This window comes from Pseudomonas schmalbachii (assembly GCF_017589465.1).
In the GTDB taxonomy this organism is placed as follows: Bacteria; Pseudomonadota; Gammaproteobacteria; order Pseudomonadales; family Pseudomonadaceae; genus Pseudomonas; species Pseudomonas schmalbachii.
In genome coordinates, this window is the sequence record NZ_JAELYA010000013.1 from 13,745 (window position 1) to 29,946 (window position 16,202).

16 protein-coding genes and 1 tRNA gene are annotated in these 16,202 nt (G+C 66.0%); 7 read left to right on the forward strand and 10 right to left on the reverse strand.

Annotation, left to right across the window (positions count from 1 at the left end):
• Window positions 1-14: 14 nt before the first annotated feature.
• From JFY56_RS23755 to JFY56_RS23780, 6 genes are all read right to left on the reverse strand, one after another.
• A tRNA-Phe gene (locus JFY56_RS23755) sits at window positions 15-90 on the reverse strand.
• A 76-nt stretch (window positions 91-166) separates the two neighbouring features.
• Entirely contained in the window at window positions 167-439 is a 273-nt protein-coding gene (locus JFY56_RS23760) for an oxidative damage protection protein (protein WP_208316747.1), read from the reverse strand.
• Window positions 436-1,503 (reverse strand): A/G-specific adenine glycosylase, encoded by a 1,068-nt coding sequence (mutY, locus tag JFY56_RS23765; protein ID WP_208316748.1) that lies wholly within the window; start codon window positions 1,501-1,503, stop codon window positions 436-438. Before mutY ends, JFY56_RS23760 begins: the two co-directional genes overlap by 4 nt.
• Window positions 1,500-3,731, reverse strand: coding sequence for an AsmA family protein (locus JFY56_RS23770; RefSeq protein WP_208316749.1), 2,232 nt, complete (start codon window positions 3,729-3,731; stop codon window positions 1,500-1,502). Before JFY56_RS23770 ends, mutY begins: the two co-directional genes overlap by 4 nt.
• 61 nt (window positions 3,732-3,792) lie before the next feature.
• On the reverse strand, window positions 3,793-4,893 hold the full coding sequence (locus JFY56_RS23775) for an NAD(P)/FAD-dependent oxidoreductase (protein WP_208316750.1): 1,101 nt from the start codon (window positions 4,891-4,893) through the stop codon (window positions 3,793-3,795).
• Window positions 4,894-4,896: 3 nt separating this feature from the next.
• Window positions 4,897-5,295 (reverse strand): acetyl-CoA sensor PanZ family protein, encoded by a 399-nt coding sequence (locus tag JFY56_RS23780; protein ID WP_208316751.1) that lies wholly within the window; start codon window positions 5,293-5,295, stop codon window positions 4,897-4,899.
• A 152-nt stretch (window positions 5,296-5,447) separates the two neighbouring features.
• On the opposite strand from JFY56_RS23780, the gene hisB reads away from it, so the two are divergent.
• The 7 genes from hisB (at window position 5,448) to JFY56_RS23815 (ending at window position 10,990) form a co-directional block, all read left to right on the forward strand.
• On the forward strand, window positions 5,448-6,041 hold the full coding sequence (hisB, locus tag JFY56_RS23785) for an imidazoleglycerol-phosphate dehydratase HisB (protein ID WP_208316752.1): 594 nt from the start codon (window positions 5,448-5,450) through the stop codon (window positions 6,039-6,041).
• Complete coding sequence (hisH, locus tag JFY56_RS23790) at window positions 6,041-6,679, forward strand: imidazole glycerol phosphate synthase subunit HisH (RefSeq protein WP_208316753.1); 639 nt, start codon at window positions 6,041-6,043, stop codon at window positions 6,677-6,679. Before hisB ends, hisH begins: the two co-directional genes overlap by 1 nt.
• 3 nt (window positions 6,680-6,682) lie before the next feature.
• Entirely contained in the window at window positions 6,683-6,943 is a 261-nt protein-coding gene (locus JFY56_RS23795) for a DUF2164 domain-containing protein (protein WP_208316754.1), read from the forward strand.
• Between the two features lie 37 nt (window positions 6,944-6,980).
• Window positions 6,981-7,718 carry a 1-(5-phosphoribosyl)-5-[(5-phosphoribosylamino)methylideneamino]imidazole-4-carboxamide isomerase gene (gene hisA / locus JFY56_RS23800; protein ID WP_208316755.1) on the forward strand — a complete coding sequence of 246 codons (738 nt, stop codon included), beginning with the start codon at window positions 6,981-6,983 and terminating at the stop codon, window positions 7,716-7,718.
• Between the two features lie 96 nt (window positions 7,719-7,814).
• Window positions 7,815-8,585 carry an imidazole glycerol phosphate synthase subunit HisF gene (gene hisF / locus JFY56_RS23805; protein ID WP_208316756.1) on the forward strand — a complete coding sequence of 257 codons (771 nt, stop codon included), beginning with the start codon at window positions 7,815-7,817 and terminating at the stop codon, window positions 8,583-8,585.
• Between the two features lie 216 nt (window positions 8,586-8,801).
• Window positions 8,802-9,554 (forward strand): substrate-binding periplasmic protein, encoded by a 753-nt coding sequence (locus JFY56_RS23810; protein ID WP_208316813.1) that lies wholly within the window; start codon window positions 8,802-8,804, stop codon window positions 9,552-9,554.
• 461 nt (window positions 9,555-10,015) lie between these two features.
• Complete coding sequence (locus JFY56_RS23815; RefSeq protein ID WP_208312162.1) at window positions 10,016-10,990, forward strand: IS110 family RNA-guided transposase; 975 nt, start codon at window positions 10,016-10,018, stop codon at window positions 10,988-10,990.
• A 33-nt stretch (window positions 10,991-11,023) separates the two neighbouring features.
• Here the strand turns inward: JFY56_RS23815 and JFY56_RS23820 are convergent, their stop codons facing one another.
• The 4 genes from JFY56_RS23820 to gpmI all read right to left on the reverse strand — a co-directional run bounded on the left by JFY56_RS23820 (window position 11,024) and on the right by gpmI (window position 16,063).
• Entirely contained in the window at window positions 11,024-11,782 is a 759-nt protein-coding gene (locus JFY56_RS23820; RefSeq protein WP_208316757.1) for a divergent polysaccharide deacetylase family protein, read from the reverse strand.
• A 3-nt stretch (window positions 11,783-11,785) separates the two neighbouring features.
• Window positions 11,786-13,093: a S41 family peptidase gene (locus tag JFY56_RS23825; protein ID WP_208316758.1), complete on the reverse strand. Its 1,308-nt coding sequence runs from the start codon at window positions 13,091-13,093 to the stop codon at window positions 11,786-11,788.
• Window positions 13,094-13,119: 26 nt separating this feature from the next.
• Window positions 13,120-14,421, reverse strand: coding sequence for a murein hydrolase activator EnvC family protein (locus JFY56_RS23830; RefSeq protein ID WP_208316759.1), 1,302 nt, complete (start codon window positions 14,419-14,421; stop codon window positions 13,120-13,122).
• 106 nt (window positions 14,422-14,527) lie between these two features.
• On the reverse strand, window positions 14,528-16,063 hold the full coding sequence (gpmI, locus tag JFY56_RS23835; protein ID WP_208316760.1) for a 2,3-bisphosphoglycerate-independent phosphoglycerate mutase: 1,536 nt from the start codon (window positions 16,061-16,063) through the stop codon (window positions 14,528-14,530).
• Between the last annotated feature and the right edge of the window lie 139 nt (window positions 16,064-16,202).

Here is a 16,202-nt window from a genome sequence, read left to right on the forward strand (position 1 = left end):
GGGCTTAGGTGTCTTGGTGCCCAGGGACGGAATCGAACCGCCGACACGGGGATTTTCAATCCCCTGCTCTACCAACTGAGCTACCTGGGCGACGGGGCGCATTAAAAGGGTTTTGGAGGGGGGTGTCAAGCGCGCCGTGAAAAATTTTTTCAGTTAATACCGAAACTTACGAGCTAGGCGGGACGTAACCCTCGGCCTGGGCGTATTCCTCGCCGGAGAGGAACTTGTCCATTTCGGCCTGGAGGAACTTGCGGTCCTCGGCGTCCATCATGTTCAGGCGGCGTTCGTTGATCAGCATGGTCTGGTGCTTCTGCCACTCTTCCCAGGCTTTCTTCGAGACGTGGTTGTAGATGTCTTCGCCCTTGGCGCCGGGGTAGGGCGGGCGGTCGAGGGCGGGCAGTTCTTCTTTGTACTTGCGGCACATCACCAGTCGGGTCATGGCATTTCTCCTGCTTTCAACGCGTCGGCTGCCCGTTTGAGCAGCTTTTTCACCGGGGCGGCGAGGCCGAGCCGCGGTGGGGTGGCGAGGTTATACCAGAGCCAGTCGGCCTCGGCCATGGCGGGCGCCGCGCCTTCGACGCGCACCAGCCAGGGTTCGATGGCCAGCTGGAAATGGCTGAAGGTATGGGTCAGCCCCGGCAGTTCCCGGCGCTGGCCGAGGTCGAGGGCGTGACGTTCGGCGAGCGGGGCTAGGGCGGCGAGGTCGTCCAGTTCGGGGAAGCTCCACAGCCCGCCCCAGAGGCCGGTCGATGGGCGGCGGTAGAGCAGGATGGCGCCTTCGCGGTTGGCCAGGATCGGCATCAGGGTGCGTTTCTGCGGCAGCGCCTTGCGCGGCTTGGGCACCGGGAAGTCGGTCTCGCGGCCGAGCAGGTGGGCGCGGCAGCCCTCGCGCAGCGGGCAGAGCAGGCAGTTCGGGCGGGTGCGGGTGCAGAGGGTGGCGCCGAGGTCCATCATCGCCTGGGTGTAGTGGTTGACCCGCTCGTGCGGGGTGAAGCGTTCGGCGGCGTCCCACAGCTGTTTCGCCACTTTCGGTTCGCCCGGATAGCCGTCGGTGGCGAGATAGCGGGCCAGCACGCGCTTGACGTTGCCGTCGAGGATCGGCGCGCGCAGGCCCATGGAGATGCTGGCGATGGCGCCGGCGGTGGAGCGGCCGATGCCGGGCAGTTCGGCGAGCTGTTCGACGTCGCGGGGGAATTCGCCGCCGTGCTGCTCGACCACCGTCTTCGCGGTCTTGTGCAGGTTGCGCGCGCGGCTGTAGTAGCCGAGCCCGGTCCACAGGTGCAGCACTTCGTCTTCCGGCGCGGCGGCCAGCGCCTCAACGCTGGGCAGCGCTTCCATGAAGCGGTCGTAGTAGCCCAGCACGGTGCTGACCTGGGTCTGCTGCAGCATGATTTCCGAGACCCATACGCGGTACGGGTTGATATCCCGCTGCCAGGGCAGGTCGTGGCGGCCGTGGCGGTCGAACCAGTCGAGCACCGCGGTGTTGAAGCGTTCCGGCGTCATTGTTTCTTGAACAGCCCTTTGAGTGCGTCTTTCAGTTCGGGACTGACCTTGTCGCCGAGCTTCTCTTCGATCTTCTTGTTCAGGCGCTGCCCGGCCAGTTGCGCGGCGATCTTGCCGAGGCCTTCCTGGTCCAGGCGGCAGGCCTTGGCGCCGAGTTCCAGCGGTCCGCGGCAGAGCAGCGGCCAGGCGATGCCGACGTAGCGTTCGTTCACCTGGCAGGCGGGGTCGGGCATGTCGCTCTTGTCGCCTTCGATGACCACGCCGACGCGGTAGTCCATGCCCAGCACGCGCAGGTCGAGGTCGCCGTCGGCGTTCACCGTCAGGCCGGGGATGGCGACCTTGAGGTCGGGGTTGCTGGCCACGCCGTTGCGGAAGGTCAGGTTGCCCTTGAGTTCGCGGAACGGCGTGTCCTTGCCGCCGTGGGGCGCGGTCAGGGCCTTGCGGTTGAGGGTGGCGATGCCCTGGCAGAGCTGCTGTTCGAGGTTGGCGTTGAGCAGCACGCCGCGGTTGACGACGAAGCTGGCGGTGCCGTTGAGGTTGTCGATCCAGGCGCGCTGGCTGTTGCCCTGGGTGGTGATGTTGCTGTCCATGTCGAGCAAGCCGGTGAGCGGCGGCTTCTCGCCCCAGGCTTCGACGATGCGCTCCGCCGGTACGTTGGCGACGTGTTTCTGCGCACTGAGCAGCGGCACGTCCTGGCGCACGTCGAGGTTGGCCTTGGCGTTGAAGCGGCCGTCGTACAGCTCGCCGCGCATGTCTTGCAGGTCGATCACGCCGTTCTGGCCGCGCAGCTTGAGGTTGGCGTTCTCGATCGGCAGCTTGTTCAGGGTCAGTTGGCCGAGCTTCAGGGCGACGTCCAGGTCCAGCGCGCGCAGGCGGGCCATGGGCAGCAGCGGTGCATCGCTCCAGGCCTGCTGGGTCGGCGACGGCGGCAACGGGGTGTTGCCCTGGGTGGCGCTGGTGATGGTGGCGTCGACTTCCGCCTTGCGCGTGGCGCTGGCGGCTTCCTGGGCCTTGGCAGTGCGGGCCGGCAGGTAGCGGTCGAGGTTCAGGCGGTCGCCGTTGAGTTGCACGCGGATGGCCTGTTTGGCGATATCGGCGAGGCCCAGGCTGCCGGTGAAGCTGCTGTCGTCGAGCTTCAGCTTCAGGTCGCCGAGCTGGATGCTGTTGGCGGTGCCGCTCAGGCGGGTGGACAGTTCGACCTTGCCCAGGGTGCTGCCGTCGGCCATCGCCGGCAGGGTCTGGCCGATGCCTTCGAGGAATTCGCGCAGGTTGAACTGGGCGACGGACAGGCCGCCTTCGAACTTCGGCTGCTTGTCCAGTTCACGGGCCTTCAGCTCGCCGAGTGCGCGCAACTGGTTGACCGAGACTTTCAGCCCGTCCCATTCGGCGATCTGTGCGGCCTGGTCGAGCAGTAGCTGGCCCTGGGCCGAGAAGGTGGCGGTCTTGCCGTGCAACTGGTCGCCGGAAGCCTCGCCGGAGAGCTTGGCGTCTTCCAACTGGTAGCGCTTGAGTGCGCGGTCGAAGCGCAGGTTGCCGGTCAGCTCGGTGCGGGCGCGGGTGACCGGCTGGTTGGTGCCGAGGTAGGCGCTGAGCTTGAGCGGAATGCTGCTGCCCTCGCGGATCTTGCCGGTGCTGAGGTCGATGCCTTCGACGGTGTACTGCTTGCCGCTCTGCTCGTCGCTGTAGTCGATGCGCGAATTGCGCATGGTCAGGCTGTCGATATCCAGCTTCAGCGGGTCGCGGGGCTCGCTGGTCGGCGGCGTCGGTTGCCCGGACGGGGCCGGCTGCGTGGCGGGAGCCGCGGTGCCGGCGGCGGCTGGCTGCGCCGGTTTGCCGATGTTTTCCCAGTTGCCGGTGCCGTTCTTGTCGCGGCGCAGGGTGAGGGTCAGGCCGTCGACGCGGATGTCGCTCATCTGCACTTCCTTGCGCAGCAGCGGCAGCACGCGCACGGAGAGGCCGAGCATCTGCACGTCGGCGAACGGCTTGTCCGGTGTCTGCGCGCTGGCGACGCCGGTTTCGTGCAGTTGCAGGCCGAGCCAGGGGAACAGGCTCCAGCCGATGTCGCCGCGCAGGTCGAGTTCCAGGTTGGCCTTGTCGCGGGCGAGCTGGCGGATCTCGTCCTTGTAGTCGTTCGGATCGAAGAAGTGGGTGAGGATGAAGCCACCGGCGACGATCAGGAGAAGCAGGGCGAGCAGCACGATGCCCAGGATTTTGCCGAACGCTTTCATGGACGGATCCTTGTTCAGACGGCGGATGGAATAGCCGGGAAGTATATCAATGTGATGGCCGTCAAATGACGGCGGCGACGCGTTCGGCGATGGCCAGGCTGGCGGTCAGTCCGGGGGACTCGATGCCGAACAGGTTGACCAGGCCGGGCAGGCCGTGGTCGTTGGGGGTTTGGATGAAGAAGTCGGCCGCGGGTTCCCCGGGGCCGCCGAGTTTTGGGCGGATGCCGCTGTAGCCGGGCTGCAGGCGCCGGGCGTCGAGGCCGGGGAAATAGCGGCGGATGGCCTGGGCGAAGGGCTCGCGCAACTGTTCGTCGACGCTGTAGTCGATGGCATCGAGATAGCGCACGTCGGGGCCGAAGCGCAGTTGCCCGGCGAGATCGAGGGTGGCGTGGATGCCCAGCCCGGCGGTGTTCGCCTCGGGCATCGGGTAGATCAGATGGCGGAACGGCGCGTGCCCGGAATAGGTGAAATAGCGCCCCTGGCACAGGTGCAGCGGCGGAGCGGCTGCAAGTCCATCGGTATTCGCGGCCAGTTGCTGGGCGAACAGGCCGCCGGCGTTGATCACCCGTTCGGCCTTCAGTGCGAAGGGCTCACCGACGCTGACACCTTCGGCGATCCAGCCGTCCGCCGTGCGCTGCAGGCGCTCGATGCGGGTATCCAGCACCAGTTGCGCGCCTTTGCTTTCGGCTTCGGCGAGCAGCGATTGCAGGTAGGCGTGGCTGTCGATGATCCCGGTGCTTGGCGAGAGCAGGGCTGCGACGCCGCGTACCGCCGGTTCCAGCGCGTGCAGCCGGGCGGCATCCAGTTCCTGTAGATCGTGCACGCCGCAGGCCGTGGCGTTCGTAGCAAGGCTTTCCAGCTTGCCGCGTTCGGCGTCTTCCACGGCCACCAGCAGCTTGCCGATACGCCGGAACGGCACCTCATGGGCGGCGCACCAGGCGTACAGGCGCTCGCGGCCTTCCAGGCAGAGCCCGGCCTTCAGCGACCCGGGCGGGTAGTAGAGGCCGGCGTGGATGACTTCCGAATTGCGGCTGGAGGTGTGGCTGCCGATCAGGCGTTCCTGCTCGACGATCAGCACGCTGCTTCCCGGGCGCGCCAGGCGAGCGGCGCAGGCCAGGCCGAGCGCGCCGGCACCGACGATCAGCAGGTCGATGCCGTCCACGGCTCAGTATTGCTCCAGCGGCAGGTGCGCCTTGGCGGCCAGGGCCTGGGCTTCCAGATGACCGGCGGGCGCCTGCAGGTGCAGCGGCTTGCCGGCTTCGCTGGCCAGGCGCTGCGCTTCGTCGAGCAGGCGGCGGCCGACGCCGCGTCCACGGGTGACCTTGCGCACGCACAGGCGCGACAGGCGCCAGGCGTCGTCATCGCATTGCAGCCAGGCGGCGCCGAGCAGGCGGTCGTTGAAGCGCCCGCCGAGCAGCCGGCCGTCGCGCAGCCCGGCTTCCACCAGCGCGGCCGCGTCGGCATGCGGGGCGAGCAGCCAGTCCGGCGCATCGGCGTAGATCTTCAGCAGGTCCTGGCGGTCCTGTTCGGAAGGCTGGGGCAGCGTGGTGACAATGACGGGCATGGCGGACTCCTCGACTCGGGCCGGCAAGTGTAAGGAACCGGGCGCCCTGCCGGCCAGCTTGCCGACCGCCGCCGGTAGCCGCGTCCGGCCCGGCGCGCCTATAATGCCCGCCCTTCTTATAATTACGTGCAGTGTTAGCTGTGGAGCTGGTGATGGCCGAACGCAAGGCATCCGTCGCGCGCGACACCCTGGAAACCCAGATCAAGGTTTCCATCGACCTGGATGGAACCGGCAAGGCCCGGTTCGATACCGGGGTTCCGTTCCTCGAGCACATGATGGACCAGATCGCCCGCCACGGCCTGATCGACCTGGACATCGAGTGCAAGGGCGACCTGCACATCGACGACCACCATACCGTCGAGGATATCGGCATCACCCTCGGCCAGGCCTTCGCCAAGGCCATCGGCGACAAGAAGGGCATCCGCCGTTACGGCCATGCCTACGTGCCGCTGGACGAGGCGCTGTCGCGCGTGGTGATCGACTTCTCCGGTCGCCCGGGCCTGCAGATGCACGTGCCGTACACCCGCGCCAGCGTCGGCGGCTTCGATGTCGACCTGTTCATGGAGTTCTTCCAGGGCTTCGTCAACCACGCCCAGGTGACCCTGCACATCGACAACCTGCGCGGACACAACACCCACCACCAGATCGAGACCGTGTTCAAGGCCTTCGGCCGCGCGCTGCGCATGGCCATCGAGGTGGACGAGCGCATGGCCGGGCAGATGCCGTCGACCAAAGGGTGCCTCTGATGCAGACGGTAGCCGTCATCGACTATGGCATGGGCAACCTGCACTCGGTGTCCAAGGCGCTGGAGCATGTCGGTGCCGGCCGCGTGCTGGTGACCAGCGACGCCGCGGTGATCCGCGAGGCCGACCGCGTGGTATTCCCCGGTGTCGGCGCGATCCGCGACTGCATGGCCGAGATCAAGCGCCTCGGCTTCGACACGCTGGTCCGTGAAGTCAGCCAGGACCGTCCGTTCCTCGGCATCTGCGTCGGCATGCAGGCATTGCTGGAGCACAGCGAGGAGAACGACGGGGTCGACTGCATCGGCCTGTTCCCCGGCAAGGTGCGCTTCTTCGGCAAGGATCTGCACGAGGACGGCGAGCACCTGAAGGTGCCGCACATGGGCTGGAACCAGGTCGCGCAGTGCGTGAACCACCCGCTCTGGCACGACATCCCGGACAACGCGCGCTTCTACTTCGTGCACAGTTACTACATCGAGGCGGGCAATCCGCGCCAGGTGGTCGGCCGCGGCCACTACGGCGTCGACTTCGCCGCCGCGCTGGCCGATGGCTCGCGCTTCGCCGTGCAGTTCCACCCGGAGAAGAGCCATACCCACGGCCTGCAGTTGCTGCAGAACTTCGCCTCCTGGGACGGCCGCTGGTAAGCCATGGCCCGCCAGAAGGACAAGCCCGCGATCCTCGAACTCGATGGCGCCCAGCGCCAGAGTGCGGCGCGGGCCATCCAGCGTTTCCTCGAAGACCGTTTCGAGCTGGACGTGGGTGCCTTCGAGGCCGAAGAGGCGCTGGATTTCTTCATGCGCGAGTTCGGCCCGCTGTTCTACAACAAGGCGATCTTCGATGTGCAATCTCACCTGAAAGACCGGTTCGAGAGCATCGAGAGCGACTTGTGGGCGCTCGAAAAGAGCTGACTCCCCCAATTTCAACGACTTTGAGCAGGTTCAACCGATGCTGATCATCCCCGCTATCGATCTGAAAGACGGCGCCTGTGTGCGCCTGCGCCAGGGCCTGATGGAAGACGCCACGGTGTTTTCCGACGACCCGGTGGCCATGGCTGCCAAGTGGGTCGAGGGCGGCTGCCGCCGTCTGCACCTGGTCGACCTGAACGGCGCCTTCGAAGGCAAGCCGGTGAACGGCGAGGTGGTCACCGCCATCGCCAAGCGCTATCCGAACCTGCCGATCCAGATCGGCGGCGGCATTCGTTCGCTGGAAACCATCGAGCACTACGTCCGCGCCGGCGTCAGCTACGTGATCATCGGCACCAAGGCGGTGAAGCAGCCGGAATTCGTCGGCGAAGCCTGCCGCGCCTTCCCGGGCAAGGTCATTGTCGGCCTGGACGCGAAGGACGGCTTCGTCGCCACCGACGGCTGGGCGGAAGTCAGCGAAGTGCAGGTCATCGACCTGGCCAAGCGCTTCGAGGCCGATGGCGTGTCGGCGATCGTCTACACCGACATCTCCAAGGACGGCATGATGCAGGGCTGCAACGTCGAAGCCACCGCCGCGCTGGCCAACGCCACGCGCATCCCGGTGATCGCTTCCGGCGGCATCCACAACCTGGGCGACATCCAGAAGCTGCTTGACGCCCGCACCCCGGGCATCATCGGCGCCATCACCGGCCGGGCCATCTATGAAGGCACCCTGGACGTCGCCGAAGCCCAGGCGCTGTGCGACAGCTTCAAGGGCTGAGTTCAGGGTAGGGTGGAAAACCGCGAAGCGTTTTCCACCAATCGATGGTGGACAAGCAGAGCGTTGTCCACCCTACAGAATTGCGAGAGCACCACTATGGCACTGGCAAAACGCATCATCCCCTGCCTCGACGTGGACAACGGCCGCGTGGTGAAGGGCGTCAAGTTCGAGAACATCCGCGATGCCGGCGACCCGGTGGAAATCGCCCGCCGCTACGATGAGCAGGGCGCCGACGAGATCACCTTCCTCGACATCACCGCCAGCGTCGATGGCCGCGACACCACGCTGCACACCGTCGAGCGCATGGCCAGCCAGGTGTTCATCCCGCTGACCGTCGGCGGCGGCGTGCGCACGGTGCAGGACATCCGCAACCTGCTCAATGCCGGTGCGGACAAGGTCTCGATCAACACCGCCGCGGTGTTCAACCCGGAATTCGTCGGCGAGGCTGCCGCGCGTTTCGGCTCGCAGTGCATCGTCGTCGCCATCGATGCGAAGAAGGTTTCCGGCCCCGGCGAAACGCCGCGCTGGGAAATCTTCACCCACGGCGGCCGCAAGCCCACCGGGCTGGACGCGGTGGAGTGGGCGAAGAAGATGGAAGGCCTGGGCGCCGGTGAAATCCTCCTGACCAGCATGGACCAGGACGGCGTGAAGAGCGGCTACGACCTCGGCGTGACCCGCGCCATCAGCGAGGCGGTGAGCGTGCCGGTGATCGCTTCCGGCGGCGTCGGCAACCTGCAGCACCTGGCCGACGGCATCATCGAGGGCAAGGCCGACGCGGTGCTGGCGGCGAGCATCTTCCACTTCGGCGAATACACCGTTCCCGAAGCCAAGGCCTACCTGGCCAGCCGCGGCATCGTGGTGCGCTGAGCGCCCATCCGCGATCCGCTGTTCCCCTCCCGATCCCGCGGCTCTGGCTCGCGGGATCGGGAACGTGCACCAAGCACGTTTCTTGCGTTGAAACACATCGAAGCAGAGATGGCCTTCGGCTATTCTGCTTCGGTACGCGCAAGATTTTCTGACGCCAGATTTGCGTCACCTCCTGCGCCTTCCCGAAAACTCGAATAATTCAGGAAATTGCCAATGCTGAAACGCACATTGCTTGCGTGGGTGAGTTGTACCTTGTTGTTGGCCAGCGGCGCGCGTGCCGAGGTGGACCCGGACTACAGCATGGTGCTGCTGACCGAGAACTTCCCGCCGTACAACATGGCGATCAACGGCAAGAATTTCGCACAGGAAGACAACATCGACGGCATAGCCGTGGATGTCGTGCAGGAAATGTTCAAGCGCGCCGGGATCAAGTACAGCCTGACCCTGCGCTTCCCCTGGGACCGCATCTACAACCTGGCGCTGGAAAAGCCCGGCTACGGCGTGTTCGTCACCTCCCGCCTGCCCGAGCGCGAGGCGCTGTTCAAGTGGATCGGCCCGATCGGCCCGGACGACTGGGTGCTGCTGGCCAAGGGCGACAGCAAGATCGGCGTGAACAGCCTGGACGAGGCCAAGCAGTACAAGATCGGCGCCTACAAGGGCGATGCGATCGCCGAGTTCCTCGGCAAGCGCGGCTTCGATCCGGTGCTGGCGCTGCGAGACCAGGAAAACGCCGGCAAGCTGGACAAGGGCCAGATCGATCTCTGGGCCAGCGGCGACCCGGCCGGCCGCTACCTGGCCAAGCAGGAAGGCATCAGCGGCCTGAAGACCGTGCTGCGCTTCAACACCGGCCAGCTCTACCTGGCGCTCAACCGCGAGACTCCCGACGAGGTGGTCAGCAAGCTGCAGGGTGCGCTCGATCAGATGCGCTCCGAGGGGTATGTCGATCAGGTGCTGGGCAGTTATCTCTGATAGTCGGGCATTTGAGGTAGGGCGGGTGCAACCCGCCAGGCTGCATTGTGGCGGGTTGCACCCGCCCTACCACTGAACCCGCCCCGCGAAGCCCGACGCGATATCGTTGGGCTTCACTGCGTTCAGCGCCAACCTACGGACTGCGCCCGCCCTGCCCCTGTAGGAGCGAGCTCTGCTCGCGAAGCTTTTGACTTTGCCGTTTTTCGCGAGCAGAGCTCGCTCCTTGTATGTCGACTAGCCCGCATCAGTGGGCGATAGTCTCCGACTGATCATCGGAAGGAGGGCCTGGAAGACGACTCGCTCCTTAGGCTTCGAGCCTGCATCGTAGATAGCGCTCCGGCCCTCCGCACTCACCCAGTGAATCCGAACGGTATCTTGAGCCCGCATTACGCGAGAGCTCGTATTGGCAAGGTTGGATCGGGTGTAGTGATGATCGACGAGCATTCATTGAGGAGGACCCTATGCCCATCGTTGTCGGCGTTGATATTGCCAAACGGACATTCGATATCGCCCTGCTGCAAGCCAATGGCAAATACCGCACCAAGGGCAACCTGAGCAATGATCCGGCTGGTTTCAGGGAGTTTACCCAGTGGCTGGAAAAATATGCCGAGCCGGGGGCCTGGGTCGTTATGGAGGCGACCAACGTGTACCACGAAGCCCTCGCCGATCATCTGGTGGGGCTGGGTTATCGGCTGTGCGTGGTCAATCCGGCGCGGATCGCCAGCTATGCACAAAGCCAACTGCAGCGGGTGAAGACCGACAAGGTCGATGCCAAGCTGATGGCGCTGTTTGGTACGCGGCACATCGACGAACTGCAGCCCTGGCAACCCGAGCCGCCGGCCCGGCGGCGCCTGCGCGCCCTGGTACGGCGCTACGAAGAGCTCAAGGAGCTCTACCGGATGGAAAGCAACCGCCTGGACACGGCCGAGTCCAGCGTCAAGGAATCGATCCTTTCGGTGATGACCCACTTGGAGCGGCAGATCGACCAGACCCTGAAAGCAATCCAGGAACAGATCGACGACGATCCTGACCTGCGCGGCAAGCGCGATCTACTGGTGAGCATCGACGGTATCAGCGACAAGACCGCTGCCTTGTTGCTGGCGGAGTTGGGCGACCTCTCGCGGTTCGACAATGCGCGTGCCGTCGTCGCCTTTGCCGGCCTGAATCCACGCCTACAGCAATCCGGTAGCCACCAGGGGCAGGTGCGGATCTCCCGCATGGGCTCGGCCAGGCTGCGGGCCGGCCTGTACATGCCGGCCATGTGCGCGATGCTGCACAACGCAGCGGTAAAAGCCCTGCGCCTACGTCTGCAAGAGAACGGAAAAACCGGCAAGCAAATCATCTGCGCTGCTATGCGCAAGCTGCTCCATATCGCCTATGGCGTTCTCAAATCAGGCCAGCCCTTCAAGGCAGAACTGGCCTTGCCCGCTCGCTAGAGACACGGTATCTACAACATGTCGGGGCGCTTCTCAGCGATAGATCCCATTCTTCCCATGCGCCGCCATCGCCCGGTTGGCGCGCACGGCGATCAGTGGCAGCGGCTCGATCAGCTCGATACCGGCCGCCTTCAGGCCTGGCAGTTCGCGGGCGAGTACGCGCAGGGTGGCGGGTTTCGGGTGGCCGATCAGCACCGCCGAGCCCTGCCGGCGGGCGAGGGCGATGCCGGCCTGCAGCTGGCGCGCGACTGCTTCCTCGCTGGGGTCGTCATCCAGGAAAACATCGCGGGAAAGGCTCGCCAGCTGGGCCTTCTGCGCTTCCGCTGCGGCCACGGTGGCGGCGCTGGTGCGGCTGTCGAGGAAGAACAGGTGGCGCTGATGCAGGCTCTCCATCAGCCAGCTCATGGCCGGGCGGTCGCTGGTCATGCGGCTGCCTTCATGGTTGTTCACCCCTTGCACGTAGGGCACTGCGGCTAGCGCCTTGTCCAGCCGCCGCTGCAGTTCTTCGCGGGGGAGTCCGGGGCGCCAGGCGTAGGGGCCTTCGGCCGGGTCCATCGGCAGGTGCAGGAGTACCGTGCGTCCGCGCCGATGTGCCTCGCGGGCCAGTTCGGCGGCGTGCGGGGTGTCCGGCAGGATGGCCAGGGCCACGGCCGGTGGCAGCTCGAAGATGCGGCGGTCGCGTTCGAGGTTCTGCCCGAGATCGTCGATGACGATGCTGAGTAGCGGCGGCTGCGCAGCCTGCGCCTGGCACAGCGTGGCGGCCAGGAGCAGGCCGAGCCATGCCAGGCGCATCGGTCAGTTGTTGCCGCGGCTGACGCTCAGGCCTTTCAGCAGGCTGAGGGCCTGGCTCAACTGGTAGTCGGCATCCTGCGGGCGCGGCTGGCTCGCGGATTTCTTGCCGGCGGTCGGGCGATCCTCGCCACCATTGCCATTGGACAGGTGACCAGCCAGGTCGGCTTCCTTGAAGCCCTCGAACTCGCTTTGCTCGCGGGTCACCTTGGCGCGCTCGACCTCGATGTCCGGAGCGATGCCCTGGGCTTGGATGGAACGGCCGTTCGGCGTGTAGTAGAGCGCGGTGGTGAGCTTCAGCGCACGGTCGTTGTTCAGCGGCAGCACGGTCTGCACCGAGCCCTTGCCGAAGCTGTCGGTGCCCATGAGGATCGCGCGCTTGTGGTCCTGCAGGGCGCCGGCGACGATTTCCGCCGCCGAAGCGCTGCCGCCGTTGATCAGCACCACCAGCGGTACGCCGTCGCTGGGGTCGGCCGGATCGGCGGAGAAGCGCAGCTCGGAGTTGGCGATGCGGCCCTTGGTGTAGACGATCAGCCCCTTGGTGAGGAAGGAGTCGGCCACTTCCACGGCGGATTGCAGCACGCCGCCGGGGTTGTTGCGCAGGTCGAGGACGATGCCCTTGAGCTTGCCGTTGTTCTCCTTGCGCAGACTGGCCAGCGCCTTGACCACTTCCTCGCCGCTGTTGACCTGGAACTGGGTGATGCGCAGGTAGCCGTAGTTCGGTTCGAGGATCTGGCTCTTGACGCTCTTGACCTTGATGATCGCGCGCTTGAGTTCGACGTCAAACGGCCGGCCGCCGCCGCGCACGATGGTCAGGACGATCGGTGAGCCGGGCTTGCCGCGCATGCTGTCGACCGCCTCGTTCATCGACTGGCCCTTGGTCGGCTTGCCGTCGATCTGCACGATCAGGTCGCCGGGCTGGATGCCGGCTCGCGCCGCCGGGGTGTCGTCGATCGGCGAAACCACCTTGATGAAGCCGTCTTCGGTGCCGACCTCGATACCGAGGCCGCCGAATTCGCCGCTGGTGCTTTCCTGCAGTTCGGAAAATTCCTGCGGGTCCAGGTAGGCCGAGTGCGGGTCGAGGTTGCTGAGCATGCCCTTGATGGCGTTTTCCAGCAGGGTATGGTCGTCCACCGGTTCGACATAGGCGGCCTTCACCCGGTCGAGCACTTCGGCGAAGGTGCGCAGCTCATCGAGGGGCAGCGGCGCTTCCTTGCCATTGGCGGCCGGAACGGCGGCAGGCGCGGCCAGCACGGCGCCGCTGCCCAGCAACAACGCCAGGGCCAGGGTGGTGAGACGGAAGCAATGCAGCATGTTTGGCTCCTAAGGCGTGTCGCCGCTTATCCCTGCGTGCGGCACCAGATAGAGGGGTCTGCCGGGCGACCCTGGTGGCGAATGGCGAAGTATACCGCCGGGGCGCTTTGTCCGCCGCTGGCGCCGACCGTGGCGATGGCCTCGCCGGCCTTCACCGTGTCGCCGGCACCCTTCAGCAGGCTCTGATTGTGGCCGTACAGGCTCAGGTAGCCGCCGCCGTGATCGAGGATCACCAGCAGGCCGGCGCCGCGCAGCCAGTCGGCGAACACCACGCGCCCGCCATGCACGGCGCGCACCGTGCTGCCGGCGTTGGCGCTGATGAGGACGCCGTCCCAGGTGGCGCGCGGGTCGTCGCCGCGTGGGCTGCCGTAGCGCGCCAGCACGCGGCCGTCGACCGGCCAGGGCAGCTTGCCGCGGGCGGCGCCGAAGGCTCCGCCGTAAGTGCTGCCTGAACTGGAGACCAATGGACCGCTGTAGTCGACGCGCGGTTTCTTCGGGGCGACGGATGAACTGCTGGCCAGCTCGCGTTCACGCTCGCGCTCGCGGCGGGCGCGTTCGCGTTCCTCGGCAAGGGCGCGCTGGCGGGCCTCTTCGGCTTCGCGGGCCTGGCGCGCCAGGGTTTCCTCGATGGTCTTGAGCACCTTGGCCAGTTCCGCCTGGTCGTCCTGGCGGGCCTGCAGCTTCTTGTCGCCGGCGCTGTATTCGCTGTTCAGCTTGGCCAGCGCCTGCTGGTGCTCCTCGCGCACCTTGGCGAGTTCCTCGCGGCGGGCTTCGAGGGCGTTCTGCTGCTCGATCTGCTGGCTGTTCTGGCTGGCGATGTCCTTCTCGACGTTTTCCAGCTGGCGCAGGGTTTCATTGAAGGAGGCGAGCTGTTCGAGGCGGGCGCGGTTCAGATAGTCGTAGTAGGTGAGGGTGCGGCTGAATTTTTCCGGGTGTTCCTGGTTGAGCAGCAGCTTGAGGTATTCCTGGCGGCCGCTCTGGTAGGCCGCGCGGGCCTGGATGGCGATCAGCCGTTGCTGCTCAAGGCGCTGACCCTGGAGTTTTTTTTTCTCCTGATCGAGCCGCTGCAGCTCTTCCTCGCTCTGCTTCAACTGTTCCTGCAGTCCCTTGACCTGCTTCTCCAGATCGCCCATCTGGGTTTCGGTGGACTTCAGCTGCTTCTGCACCCCGGATTTCTCTTCCTGGATGCTGCTGAGGGTCTTCTTCAGCTCGGCGATGTCTTTCCGCGTCTGTTCCAGTTGGCGCTGGGCATCGGCGCGCTCGTCGGCGACGGCGGCGAGGGGGCCCAGCAGGCAGATCAGCAGGAGGGAGGAGAGCGCGCGATGCATGGGGTGGCGGGCACCTGGAGGGTAGACCGGCCTAGTATGCCCGTCGCGGCCACTAAAAAAAACGCCCCGGGCCGCGTGGCATGGGGCGTTTCCGTTCGCCGGCGGATTACAGCAGGGTGACGATCGAGCGGCCGGTCATTTCCTGCGGCACCGGCAGGCCCATCAGGGTCAGCATGGTCGGTGCCACGTCGGCCAGCACGCCGCCTTCGCGGATGCTCAGCTTGCGCTTGCCGACGTAGACGAACGGCACCGGCTCGCAGGTGTGCGCGGTGTGCGCCTGGCCGGTCATCACGTCTTCCATCTGCTCGACGTTGCCGTGGTCGGCGGTGATCAGCGCTTCGCCGCCGACCTTGTCCAGCGCCGCGGCGATGCGGCCGACGCAGGTGTCCAGCGCTTCCACGGCCTTCACCGCGGCGTCGAACACGCCGGTGTGGCCGACCATGTCGCCGTTGGCGTAGTTGACGATGATCACGTCGAAGCGCTGGTTCTCGATGGCGTCGACGATGCGGTCGGTGACTTCCGGCGCGCTCATTTCCGGCTGCAGGTCATAGGTGGCGACCTTCGGCGACGGGATGAGGATGCGCTCTTCGCCCTCGAACGGCTCTTCGCGGCCACCGGAGAAGAAGAAGGTGACGTGGGCGTACTTCTCGGTCTCGGCGATGCGCAGCTGGGTCTTGCCGTTCTTCGCCAGGTATTCGCCGAGCACGTTGTCCAGGGATTCCGGCTTGTACGCGCTCGGCGCGGGGATGCTCGCCGCGTACTGGGTCAGCATCACGTAGCCGGCCAGGTTCAGTTCGCGCTGGCGCGGGAATTCCTTGAAGCCCGGCTCGACGAAGGCGCGCGACAGTTCGCGAGCGCGGTCGGCGCGGAAGTTCATGAAGATCACCGCGTCGCCGTCTTCCACTTTCACCTGCTCGCCGATGCGGGTGGCCTTGACGAACTCGTCGCTCTCGCCGCGCTCGTAAGCGGCGGCCAGGCCTTCGACGGCGTTGGCGGCGGTGAATTCGGCCTGGCCTTCGGTGATCAGGTTGTAGGCGGCTTCGACACGGTCCCAGCGGTTGTCGCGGTCCATGGCGAAGTAGCGGCCGATCAGGCTGGCGGTGCGGCCCTTGCCGAGGCGGGCGAAGGTTTCGTCCATCAGCTTGATCGAGGGTTCGGCGCTCTTCGGCGGAGTATCGCGGCCGTCGAGGAAGGCATGCAGGTAGATCTTCTCGGCACCGCGCCTGGCGGCCAGTTCGGCCATGGCGACCAGGTGGTCCTGGTGGCTGTGCACGCCGCCGTCGGAGAGCAGGCCCATGAAGTGCACGGCCTTGCCGGCGGCAACGGCCTTGTCCACTGCGCCGGTCAGCACCGGATTCTCGAAGAACTCGCCGTCGCGGATCGCCTTGGTCACGCGGGTGAAGTCCTGGTAGACGACACGGCCGGCGCCGAGGTTCATGTGGCCGACCTCGGAGTTGCCCATCTGGCCATCGGGCAGGCCGACATCCATGCCGGAGCCGGAGATCAGGCCGTGCGGCTGGCTGGCCAGCAGGCGGTCCCAGTTGGGCTTCTTCGCGGCGTAGATGGCGTTGTATTCGGGGGTGTCGCTATGGCCGAAGCCGTCCAGGATGATCAGGACCAGGGGTTTGGGCGATACGCTCATGTGGTTACGGCTCTTTCCGGGAACGGGTCAGAAAAGGACCGGCATTTTACCGTCTGGGGCCGACGGGCGCCATGATTCGCGGGGTTCAGCCGTCAGGAGGGGCTGTGTATACTGGCCGGCATTTTTACATCCGGACATC

Bases quoted from the DNA above. Each gene is read 5' to 3' on its own strand.
- JFY56_RS23760 (WP_208316747.1), bottom strand. From the start codon at position 439: ATGACCCGACTGGTGATGTGCCGCAAGTACAAAGAAGAACTGCCCGCC.
- JFY56_RS23825 (WP_208316758.1), bottom strand. From the start codon at position 13,093: ATGCTGCATTGCTTCCGTCTCACCACCCTGGCCCTGGCGTTGTTGCTG.
- hisB (WP_208316752.1), top strand. From the start codon at position 5,448: ATGGCCGAACGCAAGGCATCCGTCGCGCGCGACACCCTGGAAACCCAG.
- hisF (WP_208316756.1), top strand. From the start codon at position 7,815: ATGGCACTGGCAAAACGCATCATCCCCTGCCTCGACGTGGACAACGGC.
- JFY56_RS23830 (WP_208316759.1), bottom strand. From the start codon at position 14,421: ATGCATCGCGCGCTCTCCTCCCTCCTGCTGATCTGCCTGCTGGGCCCC.
- JFY56_RS23770 (WP_208316749.1), bottom strand. From the start codon at position 3,731: ATGAAAGCGTTCGGCAAAATCCTGGGCATCGTGCTGCTCGCCCTGCTT.
- JFY56_RS23815 (WP_208312162.1), top strand. From the start codon at position 10,016: ATGCCCATCGTTGTCGGCGTTGATATTGCCAAACGGACATTCGATATC.
- JFY56_RS23820 (WP_208316757.1), bottom strand. From the start codon at position 11,782: ATGCGCCTGGCATGGCTCGGCCTGCTCCTGGCCGCCACGCTGTGCCAG.
- JFY56_RS23795 (WP_208316754.1), top strand. From the start codon at position 6,683: ATGGCCCGCCAGAAGGACAAGCCCGCGATCCTCGAACTCGATGGCGCC.
- hisH (WP_208316753.1), top strand. From the start codon at position 6,041: ATGCAGACGGTAGCCGTCATCGACTATGGCATGGGCAACCTGCACTCG.
- gpmI (WP_208316760.1), bottom strand. From the start codon at position 16,063: ATGAGCGTATCGCCCAAACCCCTGGTCCTGATCATCCTGGACGGCTTC.
- hisA (WP_208316755.1), top strand. From the start codon at position 6,981: ATGCTGATCATCCCCGCTATCGATCTGAAAGACGGCGCCTGTGTGCGC.
- JFY56_RS23780 (WP_208316751.1), bottom strand. From the start codon at position 5,295: ATGCCCGTCATTGTCACCACGCTGCCCCAGCCTTCCGAACAGGACCGC.
- mutY (WP_208316748.1), bottom strand. From the start codon at position 1,503: ATGACGCCGGAACGCTTCAACACCGCGGTGCTCGACTGGTTCGACCGC.